The following is a 16,690-nucleotide window of genomic DNA, read 5'->3' on the forward strand; positions in this document are numbered from 1 at the left end:
ATCTTAAATGATTTTCGCCTGTTTTTTTAGTGATTAGAATTTTTATAAGACACGAGGGAATCTGCTTTTTAGTCAATTTTATTGGTAGTTTACTTCAAAAATCAACTTTAGTGGCAATCTGTAAAGTATTTCAAAAATTAAGAGAGCATTTTAAAAATATTTTGCCTGAATTACTCAAAAGTTAAGTGAATTTGCCAAGCCTTTATATGCTGTGAGTTGATTTTATTTTTCAATGGTAAATTCTTACAAAATATCGCGGGAACTTTCACAATAAAACTCCCCTGTGCTAGAATAGGTCTAAATGAATGAAAGAGGCGATTGTGTGGCCCAATTATTAGATGGAAAAAAATTAGCAACAACGATGCAGGCAAAAATGAAAGTTGAAGTTCAAAAGATTAAAGAAAATGATGGAACTGTGCCTGGTTTAGTCGTAATTTTAGTAGGCGAAGATGCTGCCAGCAAAATTTATGTTCGTAATAAAGAAACGGCAGCAGGTAAGATGGGAATTTATTCTAAAGTTGATCGGCGGGCAGCTGATATTACTGAAAAAGAATTATTGGCTTTAATCGAAACTTATAATCAAGATCCACGTTTTCATGGAATCTTAGTCCAATTGCCGCTTCCTGCCCATATTGATGAAGAAAAAGTCATCATGGCCATTGACCCCAAAAAAGATGTGGATGGCTTTCATCCTTTAAACATTGGCCGTTTGTTTGCTGGAGATCCCTTGATGGTTCCATGTACCCCTTATGGAATTATGAAACTTTTAGCAGCTTACGATATTTCAGTAGCTGGGAAAAATGCGGTAGTGATTGGTCGTAGTAATATTGTTGGTAAACCAATGGCTCATCTTTTGTTACAGGAAAATGCGACAGTAACGATTACTCATTCTAAAACCAAAAATTTACCAGAAATTGCTAGACAAGCTGATATTTTAGTTGCAGCAGTAGGTGTCGGACATTTAGTGGATGAAAGTTATGTAAAAAAAGGTGCCGTCGTAGTCGATGTGGGCATGAATCGCGATGCAAATAATAAGTTGATCGGTGACGTTGATTTTGCTGCGGTGGAGCCGATTGCCGATTTTATTACGCCAGTTCCTGGTGGTGTAGGGCCTATGACGATTACGATGTTGTTGTATCAAACAATCAAAGCTTATAATATGCAGAAATCAGGTGTTTAAATGGCGCAGGAGTATTTAACAGTCACGGCTTTAACCAAGTATTTGAAACGTAAATTTGATGCAGATCCGTATTTGGAAAAAGTGTACTTGACTGGTGAAATCTCAAATTTTCGCTTGCGACCTAATCATCAATATTTCTCTTTAAAAGATGATGGAGCTAAAATTTCTGCGGTAATGTTTAAAGGCGCATTTAGTAAACTAAAATTTCAGCCAGAAGAAGGAATGAAGGTTTTTATTGTAGGGCGTATTTCCCTTTATGAAGCAAGTGGAAATTATCAAATTTATGTTGAACAAATGGAACCTGATGGCGTCGGAGCTTTGTATCAAGCCTATGAACAATTAAAGGCAAAGCTGGAAAAAGAGGGCATGTTTTTAGCGCCAAAGAAAGCTTTACCCAAATATCCTAAAAAAATTGCCGTTTTAACCAGTCCTAGTGGAGCCGTCATTCGTGATATTATGACAACTGTGAAAAGACGGTATCCGATTGCTGAGATTACGTTGTTTCCAACTGTGGTACAAGGAGATAAAGCAGCCGGAGATGTCGTAGCTAATATTGAACGTGTAGAAGCCAGTGGAGATTTTGATACGATGATTATTGGCCGTGGGGGTGGCTCGATTGAGGATTTGTGGCCATTCAATGAAGAAAAAGTTGCACGGGCAATTTTTGCAGCTAAAACGCCGATTATTTCTTCGGTGGGACATGAAACAGATACAACGATTGCCGATTTAGTAGCGGATGTGAGAGCGGCAACACCGACTGCCGCAGCCGAATTGGCGGTACCGGTGTTAAGTGATGAGATTTTAAAAATTAAAGAACGACAAACGCGACTAGAACAAGCCTTTATGCATCAACTAGCCTTGAAAAAGGAACGTTATGAACGTCTAAGTGCTTCGTATGTCTTGCGCCAGCCGGAACGATTGTATGAAGCTCAAGCGATTAAATTGGATCAGTTGACACAACGGCTGCTGCAAAGTACGCAAAATCGTCTTTTTGAAGAAGAAAAAAAAGTTATGCAACTAGATCATAATTTGCGTCAATTTAATCCTAAAAATAAAGTAAATGAATTAATGCAACAACAAAACTATTTACAAGAACGTTTAGAAAAAAGTATTTATCACTTGTTACAACAAAAGCAACAAGTGTTTCAAAATACAGTGCAGTCTTTGGATTTATTAAGCCCGCTAAAAATTATGGGACGAGGCTATAGTTATACTACTAAAGACGATAGTGTGATTAAAAGTGTTACAGAAATTGCAGTGGACGATACATTAGTTGTTCACTATCAAGATGGTCTGGCCACAGCAAAAGTTAAAAGCATTGCTGAGACAGACAATAAGAAGATAAGCGAGTAAACTAAAAAAAGCTTTAATGTTAAAGCAGCGTCTTTATAAAATGGAGGAAATAATGGCTAAACAAACATTTGAAGAATCATTGCAAGAATTAGAAGTTATTGTAAAGCAGCTAGAACAAGGAGATGTTCCTTTGGAAGAAGCTTTGACTGCTTTTAAAAAAGGGATTACATTGAGCAAGCAATGTCAAGAAACTTTAACCAAAGCCGAAGATGCACTAACAAAGATTATGCAAGAAAACGGTGAGACTGTTGTATTTGAAGAGGAAGAAAAATGAGTTTATTAACGACTTTTAAAAACGATCAGCTCCCATTGGTTGAAGCTGAAATGCGCAATTTTCTAAGACAGCAGACAACAGAGGAAACACTCCTTAAAAGTATGCTCTATTCAATTGATGCTGGGGGCAAAAGAATACGCCCGCTATTATTATTAGCCACGATTGCCGGTTTTGAAAAAGAAATTGATTTAGGTGCCTATCAAGTAAGTGCAGCACTAGAGTTGATTCACACCTACTCGTTAATTCATGACGATTTACCGGCGATGGATAATGATCAACTGCGGCGCGGTTTACCAACAAACCACATGAAATTTGGTGCGGGAATGGCGACTTTAGCTGGTGATGGGCTTTTGACTGAAGCATTTCACCTTTTAAGTCGAGCTGATTTAGACGGTGAATTGCGTTTATTATTAGTTCAAAATCTAGCCAAAGCTAGCGGCAGTTTTGGGATGGTTGCCGGTCAAGCGGCAGATGTGCAAGCCGAAGGAAAGCTATTAAATTTACAAGAAATGGCTTATATACACCAACGCAAAACAGGGGCCTTGTTTACGTTTGCTTTGACAGCTGGAGGTTTGTTGGCTCAACAAGAGGAAAGTGTCATCACCTTATTAGCTGTTTTAGCGGAGCATTTAGGACTAGCTTTTCAAATTCGCGATGATTTATTAGACGTAACTGCGACTACTGCCCAATTAGGTAAAAATGTCGGTCATGACGCTGCGTTAAATAAAAGTACCTATCCAGCTTTACTGGGGGTAGAAAAAAGCTATCAATTATTAGCAGCTGAATTAGCAGCATCCAAAGAATCTCTTAAAAAATTACAGGAAATTTCACTGGTGAAACCAGAGTTGCTGCTTATGTTAACAGAAGAATTAACCTTGGAGGCGAAGTTGTAAGATGAAAAAAGAACGTGTAGATGTTTTAGCACACCAACAAGGTTTATTTGAAACCAGAGAGCAAGCTAAAAGAGGTGTGATGGCAGGGTTAGTCTACTTAGCTAAAAATAGCGAACGCTTGGATAAACCCGGTGAAAAGATTGCAGAAGATACCCTATTAGAACTAAAAGGCGCCAAATTACCCTATGTTTCTCGCGGCGGTTTAAAATTAGAAAAAGCTTTACAAGTTTTTGATTTGACGATGCAAGATAAAGTTTTGTTAGATATCGGCGCTTCTACAGGTGGCTTTACTGATGTGGCGTTGCAAAATGGTGCGAAGTTAAGCTATGCATTAGATGTCGGCTACAATCAATTGGCATGGAAACTACGCCAAGATTCCCGGGTAGTCGTGATGGAACGTACGAATTTTCGTTATAGTAAACCGGATGATTTTATCAATGGCTTGCCACAAATTGCCACAATTGATGTCTCCTTTATTTCACTAAGTTTAATTTTACCCCCGTTAGCTAAAATTCTAGTGGACAACGGAGATGTCATGGCCCTTATCAAGCCTCAATTTGAAGCTGGAAAAGAAGCAGTAGGAAAACACGGAATTGTAAGAGATCCTAAGGTCCATCAAGCGGTATTGGAAAAGACACTAAAAATGGCAGTAGACAGCGGATTTTCTGTGGTTGGGCTAGATTATTCACCAATTAAAGGTGGCGAAGGAAACATTGAGTTTATCACCCACCTGAAAAAAAGTGAAGTTCCAGTGCTGGCTTCAGATATTGTCATTTCCGATGTGGTGGATAGAGCCCATCTGCAATTAAAACAATGAAAGTTTTAGCTCCATCATCCAAATAGTAATTGTATTTTAATTTTACAACGTTTCTCCTTGTGCTAAAGCGTTGTGAAAATAGCTAAAGTACAGCTACTATTTGGATTTTTTTTATTTTTAAGGAAAGTAACAGGGCAATTTTAGTTTTACTCCTACCTTTATTTATACGCAAAAATACGTTATTATTAATAAGAATTCAAAGTAAAATAATTTTTAGAAAAAGGCGTGTGAATTGATTTATTTGATTTACTGCGGCTTTATTTTATGTGAAGGAGCAAGCTATGAGAAAGAAAGAGCGTCATCGTTTGATTACCCGCTTGTTAACAGAAAAGAATATCCAAAAACAAGAAGACTTTGTTGATTTGTTAAAAAGTCGCGGTGTTGTGGTTACACAAGCAACGATTTCTCGTGATATAAAAGAATTAAAATTAATCAAAGTACCATCCCAAGAAGGTGGCTATCGTTATAGTCTACCAGCTGAAACAGCAGAAGATGTAGGCGCCAAATTAGAAAAAATGTTAAAAGACGCCTTTGTTTCTGTCGATCAGATGGAAAAATTTGTGGTGTTAAAAACATTACCCGGAAACGCGTCTGCTATCGCCAATTTAATTGAAAAAAGATTTCAAGATAATCTTTTTTCGGTGTTAAATGATGATGATACGGTTTTAATGATTACCCGGACGGAAACGGCAGCGCAAGATTTACGTCGGGAATTTTTACGCTTTTTATAAAAGCAGGAGTTGAGGCAGATGTTAGTAGAATTAGCGATTAAAAATTTTGCCATTATTTCCAGCCTACGACTGCAGTTTCATGAAGGAATGACTGCCTTAACCGGGGAAACAGGAGCAGGCAAGTCGATTATTATTGATGCGATGGGCCTTTTGTGTGGTAGTCGTGGATCGAGTGATTATATTCGTGAAGGCAGCAGTAAATGTAGTCTAGAAGGCTTATTTGAATTGCCTAAAGACAGTCAATTTAGTGAACTATTACAAGAATTAGGCATTGAAACAGAAGAGGAATTATTAATAGTGCAGCGGGACATTAGCCAAAGTGGTAAAAATATTTGTCGCGTGAACGGGCGCACATTGACGTTGGCTAATTTGCGCCGGATTGGGGCGTTTTTAGTTGATATTCAAGGGCAAAATGAACATCAAGAACTTTTGCAGCCGGAACGTCATTTGCATTTATTGGATCAATTCGGTGGTAAAAAATTTCATGGGTTATTGGAAAAGTATCAACGAGCCTATGAAAAATTTACCCATTTGAACCAGCAGATGCGTAAAATTCAAGCCAATGAACAGTCCTATGTACAAAGAGTGGATATGTTGCATTTTCAGCAAGATGAAATTGCCAGCGCAAATTTAGTACCAAACGAAGAAGAAGAATTAGCAGAAGAACGAGCAAAATTGGGTAACTATCAAAAAATTGTCGATAGTTTGGCCCAAAGTTATGCGCTTTTAACCAATGATGAAGCAAATAGTTTAGATGGAATCGGTGCAGCTTTAACGAGTATGCAAGATATTGCGCATTTGGATAGTGAATACGAAACAGTCAGTGAAAATTTACAATCTGCTTTTTATCTGTTACAAGATGCTGCTGGGGATATTTCCCGGCAATTAGATAGTTTATCCTTTGATGAAGGTCGCCTAGAAGAGGTTAACCAACGTTTGGAATTAATTCGCCAATTAAAACGTAAATATGGTGAAACTATTTCAGAAATTTTAGTTTACTATGATGAAATAAAAAAAGAATTGGCAGAATCGGCTTTTTCTGAAGGACAGTTGGAACAATTAGCAAAAGAGGTCAGTGCTCAAGAAGAAATTACTTGGCACTTAGCTGAAGAATTACACCAAGAGCGCAAAGAAATTGCTAGAAAACTTGCCAAAGCAATTGTAACCGAGTTAAAAGAACTCTATATGGAACACAGTCAATTTGAAGTACGGTTTAAAAATGGTAAAAAAGTACTCCATGAAAATGGGTTTGATGAAGTTGAATTTTATTTGACTACAAATCCGGGAGAACCGTTAAAACCATTAGTCAAAGTCGCGTCTGGTGGGGAATTATCGCGGATGTTGTTAGCATTAAAAACCATTTTTTCTCAAAGTCAGGGCATTACAAGTATTGTTTTTGATGAAGTTGATACTGGCGTGAGTGGCAGGGTCGCACAAGCTATTGCCGAGAAAATCGCTAAAATTGCTGAAAACTCACAAGTTTTATGTATTACCCACTTGCCACAAGTGGCCGCCATTGCCGATTATCAATATTACATTAAAAAAGAAATTAGCCACGGACGGACCCAAACAATCGTCTCTGAATTAGCCCCGAATAAACGGGTGAATGAAATCGCCCGTATGTTAGCGGGTTCAGAAGTGACAGATTTAACGCTGGAACACGCCAAAGAACTTTTAGCTATGGCAGGTCATTAAAGTGTAAAAAAGCCGTGGAATGTAAATGTTTTTCTGTGATTAGATTGAAATTAAAAAGTAAAACAGAATTACCACTAAGACAAAAAGACCATAAAATTCAAAAGATAGCGCTCAAACTTTTGGATTTTATGGTCTTTTTGTTTATAACTGGACAATTTGTCTCCAGTTTTTGTTTAATCAGTATTCATTTTTACATGACGCTTAAAATGGCAGTCAAAAAGACAGAACCAACCGTTAAAATTAGCATCGTCCAGATGACGATTTTAGTTACTTTACTAAAAGTGCTGCTTGATTTTTTTTCGTTCATAGAGGCCACCCTTACATAGATTCTTCTCTTGGAGTTTACTCTCTTTTGCGCCTTACTTCAAGTAAACTGGCAATAAATTCACAAAAGATTCTTCTTTTTTAAATATTTAATTGCTAAATAGCAAAGAAGGATCGTAGCGCCAGTAATCAGTAAAAAAGCATTATCCGATTCGGCAAAAGGCAGTTTTACATTCATGCCATAGATACCACCTATAATAGTAGGAATTGTTAAAACGATCGTTAGGGAAGTCAAAATTTTCATCACGATATTCAAGTTGTTTGAAACAATGGCCGAAAAAGTTTCATTCATTTGACTAACGAGTTGTAAATTGATTTTAGCAGAGGTCATGGACTGCTTTGTTTCAACTAATATATCATGGAGATGATTATGATAAGCATGATGATCTTGAAACTCGGTTGTGCTGGCTAATTTAGTTAAGGTTTTAAAATTAGCTTTTGTAGCGGCTTCAAACAAAACCAGACTTTTTTGAATATCCATAAGTTGATAGAGGTGTTTATTTTCGGTGGAAACTTGGATTTGGCCTTCTAATTTGTCGACTTGCCGTTTTAAATCAGCCAGATTTTGATTATACGTTAATGCCAAATGCCATAAAATTTGTAAAACCAAGTTTAATTTGCTGCTCATATCATTTTTAGGTAACGGTTTTTCCAAAATAGCTTTAAAAAAAGGCATATGATAGTTGCAGACGGTAATCAGTTTTTTGTCAGGGGTGATAATTAAGGCTAAAGGGTAAGTATTAAATTGCAAATAACCACTAGGACTTGTTGAAACATAAGGAAACTGTAATAATAGCAACGCAGGAATTAAAAAGTTTTCTTGGTTAAGGCCTTCAGCACGCGCATTTTCTGCATCGTCTAAGACACTGGTTAAGTAATCTTTTGGCAATTCGTATTTTTTTGAAAGATGTTCGATTTCTTCATTGGTTGGTTTTTCAACATGAAGCCAAAGAGACTCTTTAATATCTTCTGTTACATTCAATTGATTATCTTTAAGAAAATAATGCGTAATCATGTAGTCACATCCTTTATGAAACATTATAATAGAAAAACGGTGTGATTTCTTTTGAAAGGGCATGAAAACTTAAGAAAAACTTAGGTGACTACAAGAACTTTTAAAAGAACTGTTACACGGATGTAAAGAAAATCAAGTATAGTTACCCTAGCGGTATGGAGAGGAAATGAAAAATGGAAAAGTTTACACCGTTATTAGCATTTTGGTACATTTTTCCGGTAATCGTTTTGGTTGCCTGTAACTTTTTAGTTACGACCTTTGCTTTAACGAAACGTTTCAAAATCAAAGCACCAGATTTGGCTGTTCCTTTTCTTTTTTTGGGAATCAACCAAGTATCACAAGCTACTTTTGCTTTTTCAGCATTACCGTATTTTATTATTGGTATGTTGGTTTTAGGGATTGGCTTGGCAATTTTCCACGCTTATTTTTATGGTGAACTGTCTTACGGACGTTACTTGAAAATGTTTTGGCGCTTGGTTTTTCTGTTAACAATGGTATTTTATATTTTTGTTATTGTGCTTAGCATCCTGCATTTTGTCTGATTTTCTAGCATTCAAAAGTGAAATGAATTTGTTATTGATTCTGTTGTCTTTCTTGGTGAATAAAAGTCAAAAAACTTCTCTGATTAGTATACATAATTGGTGGTAGAAAGTGGGGGATTGTGGTAGACTGTGTATATCAAGTGGTGACAGGGGGGCTTTTTCGATGTTTATGGGGGAATTTCAGCATTCAATCGATGCAAAAGGTCGTTTAATCGTCCCCGCGAAATTACGAGAAAAACTCGGCGAAAAGTTCATTGTCACAAGAGGACTTGATGGCTGTCTATTTGGTTATCCGATAGCAGAATGGGAAAAATTAGAAGAAAAGCTAAATGAAATGCCATTGGCTAAAAAAGATGCCCGTACCTTTGTCCGTTTTTTCTACTCCGCAGCAACTGAGTGTGAGATTGACAAACAAGGTCGGATTAATATTCCCCAGACTTTACGAAAGCACGCCAGTTTGACGAAAAATTGTGTGATTACCGGCGTTAGTAACCGTATTGAAATTTGGGATGAAGCAAAATGGCAGGCTTTCTCAGAAGAAGCCGAAGAGAATTTTGACGAAATTGCCGAAACAATGATTGATTTTGGCTTATAGAAAGAGGAACTTAAATGGCGGAGTCGTTTCAACATTACACCGTGATGCTTAAAGAAACAGTCGATGGACTAAATATTAAACCAGACGGTATTTATGTTGATTGTACCTTAGGCGGAGCCGGTCATAGTCAATATTTATTATCCCAATTGAATGAAAAAGGTCATCTTTATGCCTTTGATCAAGATCAAAAAGCAATTGATCATGCAAAAGATTTTTTAAAAGACGCGATTGCAGCTGGAAAAGTAACCTTTATAAAAAGTAATTTCCGCAATTTAGCTGCCGCATTAAAAGAGCAAGGAATAAATCAAGTTGATGGAGTTTTATATGACTTAGGTGTTTCATCGCCACAACTTGATGAAGCCAGTCGAGGCTTTAGTTACCATCAGGATGCGCCTTTAGATATGCGGATGGATCAAACGGCAGATTTTTCTGCTTATGATTTAGTTAATACTTATGATTATCATGAGTTAGTCAAAATCTTTTATCGCTACGGCGAGGAAAAATTTTCTAAACAAGTGGCCCGTAAAATCGAACGCGCACGTCAAATTGCACCAGTTGAAACTACCGGAGAATTGGTGGATTTAATTAAAGAGGCGATTCCTGCACCGGCAAGACGTAAGGGTGGTCATCCAGCGAAACGAATTTTCCAAGCGATTCGCATTGCAGTCAATGATGAGTTAGGTGCAATTGAAGAGTCTCTAGAACAAGCGATAGCACTTTTGAATGTTGGTGGTAGAGTGAGTGTGATTACCTTTCACTCGTTAGAAGATCGTTTGGTTAAAAACATTTTTAAAGAATACAGCAGTCCCAAAGATTTGCCACCAGGTTTACCAATCGTACCAGTGGAATATCAACCAGAATTAAAATTAATTAATCGCAGACCAATTGTTGCAACTACAAAAGAGCTTGATGAAAACAATCGCTCCCGTAGTGCAAAATTGCGAATTGCTGAAAGAATTAAAGAATAAAAAGGAGCGTCGAAATGGCAGAAGCGAAACGTGAATATCACTACGATATGAATCAAGCAGCACCACAAATTGAACAACCAAATCCGTCAGCGAAACCATCGACGCCACCTCGTCCTGAAATTATTCGCATCCCATCTTCACCCGCACGAAAATTAAAACGTATCAGTGGTTTGGAAAAAATTATTGGAATCTTTCTTTTGGCAGCAGTTATCGGATTAGCTGTTTTAACTGTCTATGTAAGGACTGATATCAGTCAACTAGAACGAGAAGTTTCCCAAATTGAAGCACAAACAACACAGCAAGCGGAAGAAAAAACGCGGCTAGAACAAGAAAAAAGCGAACTTTCGAAAACTGAGCGAATTAAAAAAATCGCAGAGAAAAAAGGACTTAAAATTAACGATGATAATTTAAGGAAAGTGAAGTAAATGCGTTTTAAACGAATTAGAAAGTATTTCCGCAAGAAAAATCAAAATCCAACGAACAACCGCAAAAAAGTAGGGATTATTCTCTTTGCTACGAGTATTGGGTTGTTCTTTTTGTTTGCCACTCGTTTGGGCTATTTAGTCGTAGTAGGAAACGTTGCTGGCACATCACTGGAGAAAAAGACAGCGGCATTATATGAAGGCAGCAAAGTAGTCAAGGCTAAAAGAGGAACGATTTACGACCGTAATGGTGTTGCAATTGCTGAAGATGCTACCTCTTATTCTTTAAAAGCTATTTTGTCAAAAAATTACAAAACCGGGGATAAAAAACTGTATGTCCAAAGTAAGGACTACGAAAAAGTTGCTACTATTTTGCATGATATTTTAGGCTTAGATGAAAAAGAAGTCATCGATCGCCTTAAAGACGGTGCCAAAAATGAACTGTATCAAGTGGAGTTTTCCGGTAAAGGAAAAAATATAACTTTAGAGAAAAAGAAAAAAATCGAAAAAGCGATGGAAGATGCAGGACTTTCGGGATTAGACTTTGATGAACATCCCAATCGTATTTATCCTAATGGTACATTTGCATCTCATTTTATTGGTTATGCCGAGCCTGAAGTAGATGACAAAGGAATTGATAAAGGCTTAGTTGGCAAGATGGGATTGGAGGCTGCTTATAACGATATTTTAAGCGGGACAGATGGCAAAATTGTTTATCAAAAAGATAACTACCAAAATCCATTGCCAGGAACTGTTGCTCAAAAAAAAGCAGCTAAAGATGGTCAAGATATTTACACAACACTTGATAGTGGGTTGCAAACTTATTTAGAATCCTTAATGGACACTGCTGTTAAAAAATACAAACCAGAAGATGCGACTGCTGTCTTGATGGAAGCTAAGACTGGCGAAATATTGGCCATGACACAACGTCCAACTTTTAACCCTGAAACAAAAAAAGAATTTTCTGATAAAAACTTCAATTGGATGAACCTGTTAGTTGAAGATCGCTACGAACCGGGTTCAACGATGAAAGTAATGACTACCGCAGCGGCAATTGAGTCCGGTGTCTTTAATGAAAACGAGACGTTTACTTCTGGTGAAATTAAAATTGCTGATGCCACAATTAACGACTGGGATTACCAAGAGCAACGCCGAACTTTGAATATGCGACAAGCGCTATCTTGGTCAAGTAATGTTGGAATGGTAAAACTCGAGCAAAAAATGGGAGATACTTGGCAACAGTATTTGAAGAAATTTGGTTTTGGTCAAAGTACTTACTCCGGTTTGCCAGGGGAAAATAGTGGTATTTTACCAACCAATAATATTGTGGATAAAGCCATGAGCTCATTTGGTCAAGGGGTTGGGGTAACGAATTTTCAAATGATGCGGGCATTTTCTGCAATTGCCAACAATGGTAAAATGTTAGAGCCACATTACATTAGTAAAGTTGTTAACAGTCAAAATGGTACAGAACGTGTAACCGAACCTGAAGTGGTGGGCAATCCTGTTAGTGCACAAACAACGGCAAAAGTACGCGAATATATGCGAGATGTAGTGGAAAGCAAAGACTATGGGAGTGCTTATGACGTGTATCATGTTCCAGGCTATAAAATCGCTGCTAAAACCGGTACTGCCCAAATTGCGGATGAAAAAAATGGCGGCTATTATCAAGGGGATACAGCTTATTTGTATTCTATTGTTGAAATGGTACCTGCAGAAGATCCAGAGTATGTGTTGTACATGACGATGAAGATGCCTGAACATTGGGAACAAAAAGCTTTAGGCGATATTGGGAATTCATTATTAAAACGTGCGATGGAATTTAAAGATGAACAGACAGATCCCGCTAGTGAGAATACAGAAAAAATTGAAATTGCCGACTATCGTAATTTAGGAACAGACTCTGCTGCAGCTGATGCCAGCAAAAATGGTTTAGTTCCTGTCGTGCTTGGCACAGGTAGCAAAATTAAAGAACAAGGAACTTCCCATGGAACAAAAGTATTAGCCGGAGAAAAATTATTGCTGCTAACGACTGGTTCAGAATATTATATGCCAGACGTAACTAGTTGGTCTAAAGCTGACTTAGTTAAATTAGGCGACTTGTTGGGGGTAAAAGTCACTTTTAAAGGCGATGGCTACTGCACAGCACAAAGCCTAGCTCCTTACGAACGCATCGGTGATAAGGCAATAGAATTCACCATGGAATAATTTTTCTAAGCGATTTCTGCTGTAGAAAAATGATATACGTAGTAAAAATAAAGCTCATTTTTTAGAAAAAATGAATACAATGAATACATTAAAAAGAACTAGGATGTCAGTTTTTCTAAGTGATTTCCACTGTAGAAAAATGATATACGCAGTGAAAATAAAACTCATTTTTTAGAAAAAAATGAATACATTAAAAAGAACTAGGAGAATTAAAAAATGGAATGGACAAAGATGATTTTACCGATTGTGAGTAGTTTTGCGATGACCTATGCCGTCATGCCACTTTTTATTGGTTATTTTAGAGTCAAACAATTTGGACAAGAAATTCGTGATGAAGGACCAATGTGGCATAATGCTAAGGCTGGTACACCAACAATGGGTGGCGTTGTCTTTTTAATTGCCTCGGTTTTAACAGGCCTTTGGGTAGGTGCGTGGCAAAATTTACTAACACCATCGTTGTTCATTCTTTTATTTATTCTATTTTTATATGGTTTATTGGGTTTTTTAGATGATTTTATTAAAATCTTTAAAAAACGCAATATGGGGTTGAATTCTCTACAAAAATTAATTGGTCAAATTTTAGGCGCAATTATTTTTTATGTTGTTTTTTTACATGAGGGAAATGCGAACACATTAAATATTTTTGGTTTAGAAGTTAACTTAGGAATTATTTATGGACTTTTTGTCATTTTCTGGTTAGTTGGTTTTTCCAATGCTGTTAATCTAACGGACGGTATTGACGGATTGGTATCCGGATTGGGGGTTATTTCCTTTGCAACTTATGGTATGATAGCTTGGAAGCAAAACCAATTTGATGTCTTGATCATCTGTTTAAGTGTGATTGGTGGACTATTGGGTTTTTTCCCTTACAACCACAAACCAGCAAAGATTTTTATGGGAGATGTAGGATCGCTTGCCCTTGGCGGTTTGCTTGCGGCAACGTCAATCCTTTTACATCAAGAGTGGACGTTGTTATTGGTTGGTTTAATTTATGTGATTGAAACAGCCAGTGTTATGTTACAAGTCACTTCCTTTAAATTAACCGGTAAACGCCTGTTTAAAATGTCACCTATCCATCATCATTTTGAGATGAGCGGTTGGACTGAATGGAAAATCGATCTGGTTTTTTGGGGGATCGCGGTAGTCTGTTCTGCACTTACGCTTTTGATTATTTGGTAGGAGATGGAAAAAATGAAGCAAATTAATGAATATCAAAATAAAAAAGTTCTTGTGCTGGGATTAGCAAAGAGTGGATTCAGTGCGGCCAAATTGTTACATGATTTGGGCGCACTTGTTACCGTTAACGACGGTAAACCCTTTGAAGAAAACCCGGAAGCACAAGATCTTTTAGCGTTAGGGGTAAAAGTTGTTACGGGAAGTCATCCAATTGAATTGTTAGATGAAGATTTTGCCTTGATGGTGAAAAATCCGGGGATACCTTATAGCCAGCCGTTAGTTAAAAAGGCTTTAGAAAAAGGTCTGCCAATTATTACAGAAGTTGAGTTAGCTTATAAAATTGCTGAATGTCCGCTAATTGGGATTACAGGGACAAATGGTAAAACGACCACGACTACTATGATTGGTGAAATTTTAAATGCGGGTATGCGGGAAGGTAAAGCGCTACTAGCTGGCAACATTGGCTATCCTGCTAGTACAGTCGCCCAACATGCGCAAAAAAAAGACGTTATGGTGACTGAACTATCAAGTTTTCAATTGATGGGAATTCAGACTTTTCATCCTGAAATTGCGGTTATCACCAATATTTTTTCGGCACATTTGGATTATCATGGTTCACAAGCTGAATACGAAAAAGCCAAATGGCATATCCAAGAAAATATGACGCCAAATGATCATCTAATTTTAAATTGGGATCAAGCAGTATTACAAAATTTAGCGAAAAAAACCAAGGCAGAAGTTATTCCCTTTTCTAGCACACAAGTTGTTTTTGGTGCCTATCAAAAAGCCGGTAAGCTGTACTTTAAAGATGAATTTATCATGGATTCAGACACATTAGGTGTTCCCGGAAATCATAATGTGGAAAATGCCTTGGCCGCAATTGCAGTAGCAAAACTTAAAGGCATTTCAAATGAAGACATCAAAGAAACACTACAAAGTTTCAGTGGTGTGCCGCATCGAACACAATTTGTCGGTATTGTTAATGAACGACGCTTTTTTAATGATTCCAAGGCTACCAATATTTTAGCTACTGAAATGGCTTTAAGTGGTTTTGACCATGAAAAATTAATTTTATTAGCGGGTGGATTAGATCGTGGTAATAGTTTTGATGAATTGGTTCCATCTTTAGTCGGTCTGAAGGCTGTAATTGTTTTTGGTGAAACCAAAGATAAGCTCGCACAAGCCGCACGAGATGCAAAAGTACCACGGGTTGAATTTAGTGAAAATGCTGAAACCGCAGTTGAAAAAGCCTATGGAATTAGTGAAGTCGGCGATACGATTTTATTATCTCCGGCAAATGCTAGCTGGGATCAGTACAAAAACTTTGAAATTAGAGGAGATCGCTTTATTGCGGCGGTCAATAACTTGAATAAACAATAGAAATGAGCGAAGCACGTGAAAATACTAGTAACCGGTGGCGGAACAGGGGGACACATCTACCCAGCCTTAGCCTTTGTGAATTATGTTAAACAACAAGAACCGGCTTCTGAGTTTATGTATGTTGGTGGAAAAAAAGGATTAGAAAATAAAATTCTACCAAAAACGGATATTCCTTTTAAAACGTTAGAAATACAAGGATTTAAGCGCAAGTTGTCTTTTGATAATGTTAAAACACTGCAACTTTTTTTTAAGAGCATCAAAGAAGCAAAACAAATTTTAAAAAACTTTAAACCTGATGTTGTAATTGGAACAGGAGGCTATGTTTCTGGTGCGGTAGTTTATGCTGCTGCCAAGATGAAGATTCCCACAATTGTTCACGAACAAAACAGTATTCCAGGGATAACCAATAAATTTTTAAGTCGTTATGCGACAAAAATTGGGATTTGTTTTAAAGATGCTGCCCAGTTTTTTCCTGCAGAAAAAACGGTATTGGTAGGGAATCCTCGTGCCAGTGAAGTTAGCAATACGCAAAAATCGGATATTTTAACAACGTTTGGTCTAGCAAAAGAAAAGCCTACCGTTTTAATTTTTGGTGGTAGTCAAGGGGCATTAAAAATCAATCAAGCTGTTACAGCTGCGCTCCCGATTTTTGCTAGTCGAGATTATCAGGTTTTATACGCTTCTGGTGAACGCTACTTTAATGAAATTAAAGATGTAGCAAAGATTGATTTAAGCCAGTTGACAAATGTCAGGGTTGCCCCCTATATTGATAAAATGGCGGCAGTGATGGTTTGCTGTGACTTATTGGTGGGACGTGCTGGTGCAACATCTATTGCCGAATTTACGGCTTTAGGCTTGCCAGCAGTTTTAGTTCCAAGTCCTTACGTGACCGCAGATCATCAAACAAAAAATGCGCAAAGCTTAGTCGATGCTAAGGCAGCACTAATGATTAAAGATGATGCGCTAACAGCTGAAACATTAGTTCGTGCTGTTGACGAAATTATGCAAGATCAAGCAAAACGCCAACAGATGGCTAAGGCCTCTAAGGCTGAGGGAATTCCAGATGCTAGTGAGCGTTTATATCAATTAGTTAAAGAAATTACAGTGTAAGTTAAAG

At 37.4% G+C, this 16,690-nt stretch carries 17 protein-coding genes; 15 read left to right on the forward strand and 2 right to left on the reverse strand.

Annotation, left to right across the window (positions count from 1 at the left end; genetic code table 11):
- The first annotated feature begins 322 nt into the window (after positions 1 to 322).
- From AC6R0T_RS04275 to recN, 7 genes are all read left to right on the forward strand, one after another.
- Positions 323 to 1,180: a bifunctional methylenetetrahydrofolate dehydrogenase/methenyltetrahydrofolate cyclohydrolase gene (locus AC6R0T_RS04275; RefSeq protein ID WP_303754444.1), complete on the forward strand. Its 858-nt coding sequence runs from the start codon at positions 323 to 325 to the stop codon at positions 1,178 to 1,180.
- On the forward strand, positions 1,181 to 2,533 hold the full coding sequence (gene xseA, locus AC6R0T_RS04280) for an exodeoxyribonuclease VII large subunit (protein WP_303754443.1): 1,353 nt from the start codon (positions 1,181 to 1,183) through the stop codon (positions 2,531 to 2,533).
- Positions 2,534 to 2,585: 52 nt separating this feature from the next.
- Positions 2,586 to 2,807: an exodeoxyribonuclease VII small subunit gene (locus AC6R0T_RS04285; protein ID WP_206903870.1), complete on the forward strand. Its 222-nt coding sequence runs from the start codon at positions 2,586 to 2,588 to the stop codon at positions 2,805 to 2,807.
- Entirely contained in the window at positions 2,804 to 3,700 is an 897-nt protein-coding gene (locus AC6R0T_RS04290; protein WP_303754442.1) for a polyprenyl synthetase family protein, read from the forward strand. Before AC6R0T_RS04285 ends, AC6R0T_RS04290 begins: the two co-directional genes overlap by 4 nt.
- Position 3,701: 1 nt before the next feature.
- On the forward strand, positions 3,702 to 4,517 hold the full coding sequence (locus AC6R0T_RS04295) for a TlyA family RNA methyltransferase (protein WP_303754441.1): 816 nt from the start codon (positions 3,702 to 3,704) through the stop codon (positions 4,515 to 4,517).
- Positions 4,518 to 4,798: 281 nt separating this feature from the next.
- Entirely contained in the window at positions 4,799 to 5,248 is a 450-nt protein-coding gene (gene argR / locus AC6R0T_RS04300) for an arginine repressor (protein ID WP_206903873.1), read from the forward strand.
- 18 nt (positions 5,249 to 5,266) lie between these two features.
- Positions 5,267 to 6,943 carry a DNA repair protein RecN gene (gene recN, locus AC6R0T_RS04305; RefSeq protein WP_206903874.1) on the forward strand — a complete coding sequence of 559 codons (1,677 nt, stop codon included), beginning with the start codon at positions 5,267 to 5,269 and terminating at the stop codon, positions 6,941 to 6,943.
- Positions 6,944 to 7,133: 190 nt separating this feature from the next.
- On the opposite strand, the gene AC6R0T_RS04310 is transcribed toward recN, so the two are convergent.
- On the reverse strand, positions 7,134 to 7,250 hold the full coding sequence (locus AC6R0T_RS04310; RefSeq protein ID WP_016172522.1) for a DUF4044 domain-containing protein: 117 nt from the start codon (positions 7,248 to 7,250) through the stop codon (positions 7,134 to 7,136).
- 78 nt (positions 7,251 to 7,328) lie between these two features.
- Positions 7,329 to 8,282 carry a magnesium transporter CorA family protein gene (locus tag AC6R0T_RS04315; protein ID WP_206903876.1) on the reverse strand — a complete coding sequence of 318 codons (954 nt, stop codon included), beginning with the start codon at positions 8,280 to 8,282 and terminating at the stop codon, positions 7,329 to 7,331.
- A gap of 173 nt (positions 8,283 to 8,455) precedes the next feature.
- Here AC6R0T_RS04315 and AC6R0T_RS04320 point away from each other — a divergent pair, with 173 nt between their 5' ends.
- The 8 genes from AC6R0T_RS04320 to murG all read left to right on the forward strand — a co-directional run bounded on the left by AC6R0T_RS04320 (position 8,456) and on the right by murG (position 16,683).
- Complete coding sequence (locus AC6R0T_RS04320; RefSeq protein ID WP_206903877.1) at positions 8,456 to 8,824, forward strand: DUF3397 domain-containing protein; 369 nt, start codon at positions 8,456 to 8,458, stop codon at positions 8,822 to 8,824.
- Positions 8,825 to 8,987: 163 nt separating this feature from the next.
- Entirely contained in the window at positions 8,988 to 9,419 is a 432-nt protein-coding gene (gene mraZ / locus AC6R0T_RS04325; RefSeq protein WP_206903878.1) for a division/cell wall cluster transcriptional repressor MraZ, read from the forward strand.
- A gap of 14 nt (positions 9,420 to 9,433) precedes the next feature.
- Complete coding sequence (gene rsmH, locus AC6R0T_RS04330) at positions 9,434 to 10,387, forward strand: 16S rRNA (cytosine(1402)-N(4))-methyltransferase RsmH (RefSeq protein ID WP_303754440.1); 954 nt, start codon at positions 9,434 to 9,436, stop codon at positions 10,385 to 10,387.
- Between the two features lie 14 nt (positions 10,388 to 10,401).
- Complete coding sequence (gene ftsL, locus AC6R0T_RS04335) at positions 10,402 to 10,812, forward strand: cell division protein FtsL (protein ID WP_206903880.1); 411 nt, start codon at positions 10,402 to 10,404, stop codon at positions 10,810 to 10,812.
- Positions 10,813 to 13,017 carry a penicillin-binding transpeptidase domain-containing protein gene (locus AC6R0T_RS04340; RefSeq protein ID WP_303754439.1) on the forward strand — a complete coding sequence of 735 codons (2,205 nt, stop codon included), beginning with the start codon at positions 10,813 to 10,815 and terminating at the stop codon, positions 13,015 to 13,017.
- A 216-nt stretch (positions 13,018 to 13,233) separates the two neighbouring features.
- A complete protein-coding gene (mraY, locus tag AC6R0T_RS04345; protein WP_206903882.1) occupies positions 13,234 to 14,196 on the forward strand; it encodes a phospho-N-acetylmuramoyl-pentapeptide-transferase in 963 nt (320 codons plus the stop codon).
- 12 nt (positions 14,197 to 14,208) lie between these two features.
- Positions 14,209 to 15,573, forward strand: a complete 1,365-nt coding sequence (murD, locus tag AC6R0T_RS04350) for a UDP-N-acetylmuramoyl-L-alanine--D-glutamate ligase (RefSeq protein ID WP_303754438.1) — start codon at positions 14,209 to 14,211, stop codon at positions 15,571 to 15,573.
- Positions 15,574 to 15,588: 15 nt separating this feature from the next.
- Positions 15,589 to 16,683 carry an undecaprenyldiphospho-muramoylpentapeptide beta-N-acetylglucosaminyltransferase gene (murG, locus tag AC6R0T_RS04355; RefSeq protein WP_303754437.1) on the forward strand — a complete coding sequence of 365 codons (1,095 nt, stop codon included), beginning with the start codon at positions 15,589 to 15,591 and terminating at the stop codon, positions 16,681 to 16,683.
- Positions 16,684 to 16,690 lie beyond the last annotated feature (7 nt).

The sequence above is a fragment of the Enterococcus sp. S86.2 genome, from assembly GCF_059834485.2.

Coding starts and splice junctions, on each gene's coding strand:
- recN (WP_206903874.1), top strand. CDS start 5,267: ATGTTAGTAGAATTAGCGATTAAAAATTTTGCCATTATTTCCAGCCTA.
- AC6R0T_RS04310 (WP_016172522.1), bottom strand. CDS start 7,250: ATGAACGAAAAAAAATCAAGCAGCACTTTTAGTAAAGTAACTAAAATC.
- ftsL (WP_206903880.1), top strand. CDS start 10,402: ATGGCAGAAGCGAAACGTGAATATCACTACGATATGAATCAAGCAGCA.
- AC6R0T_RS04315 (WP_206903876.1), bottom strand. CDS start 8,282: ATGATTACGCATTATTTTCTTAAAGATAATCAATTGAATGTAACAGAA.
- xseA (WP_303754443.1), top strand. CDS start 1,181: ATGGCGCAGGAGTATTTAACAGTCACGGCTTTAACCAAGTATTTGAAA.
- AC6R0T_RS04320 (WP_206903877.1), top strand. CDS start 8,456: ATGGAAAAGTTTACACCGTTATTAGCATTTTGGTACATTTTTCCGGTA.
- mraZ (WP_206903878.1), top strand. CDS start 8,988: ATGTTTATGGGGGAATTTCAGCATTCAATCGATGCAAAAGGTCGTTTA.
- AC6R0T_RS04290 (WP_303754442.1), top strand. CDS start 2,804: ATGAGTTTATTAACGACTTTTAAAAACGATCAGCTCCCATTGGTTGAA.
- AC6R0T_RS04285 (WP_206903870.1), top strand. CDS start 2,586: ATGGCTAAACAAACATTTGAAGAATCATTGCAAGAATTAGAAGTTATT.
- AC6R0T_RS04340 (WP_303754439.1), top strand. CDS start 10,813: ATGCGTTTTAAACGAATTAGAAAGTATTTCCGCAAGAAAAATCAAAAT.
- AC6R0T_RS04295 (WP_303754441.1), top strand. CDS start 3,702: ATGAAAAAAGAACGTGTAGATGTTTTAGCACACCAACAAGGTTTATTT.
- argR (WP_206903873.1), top strand. CDS start 4,799: ATGAGAAAGAAAGAGCGTCATCGTTTGATTACCCGCTTGTTAACAGAA.
- murD (WP_303754438.1), top strand. CDS start 14,209: ATGAAGCAAATTAATGAATATCAAAATAAAAAAGTTCTTGTGCTGGGA.
- mraY (WP_206903882.1), top strand. CDS start 13,234: ATGGAATGGACAAAGATGATTTTACCGATTGTGAGTAGTTTTGCGATG.
- rsmH (WP_303754440.1), top strand. CDS start 9,434: ATGGCGGAGTCGTTTCAACATTACACCGTGATGCTTAAAGAAACAGTC.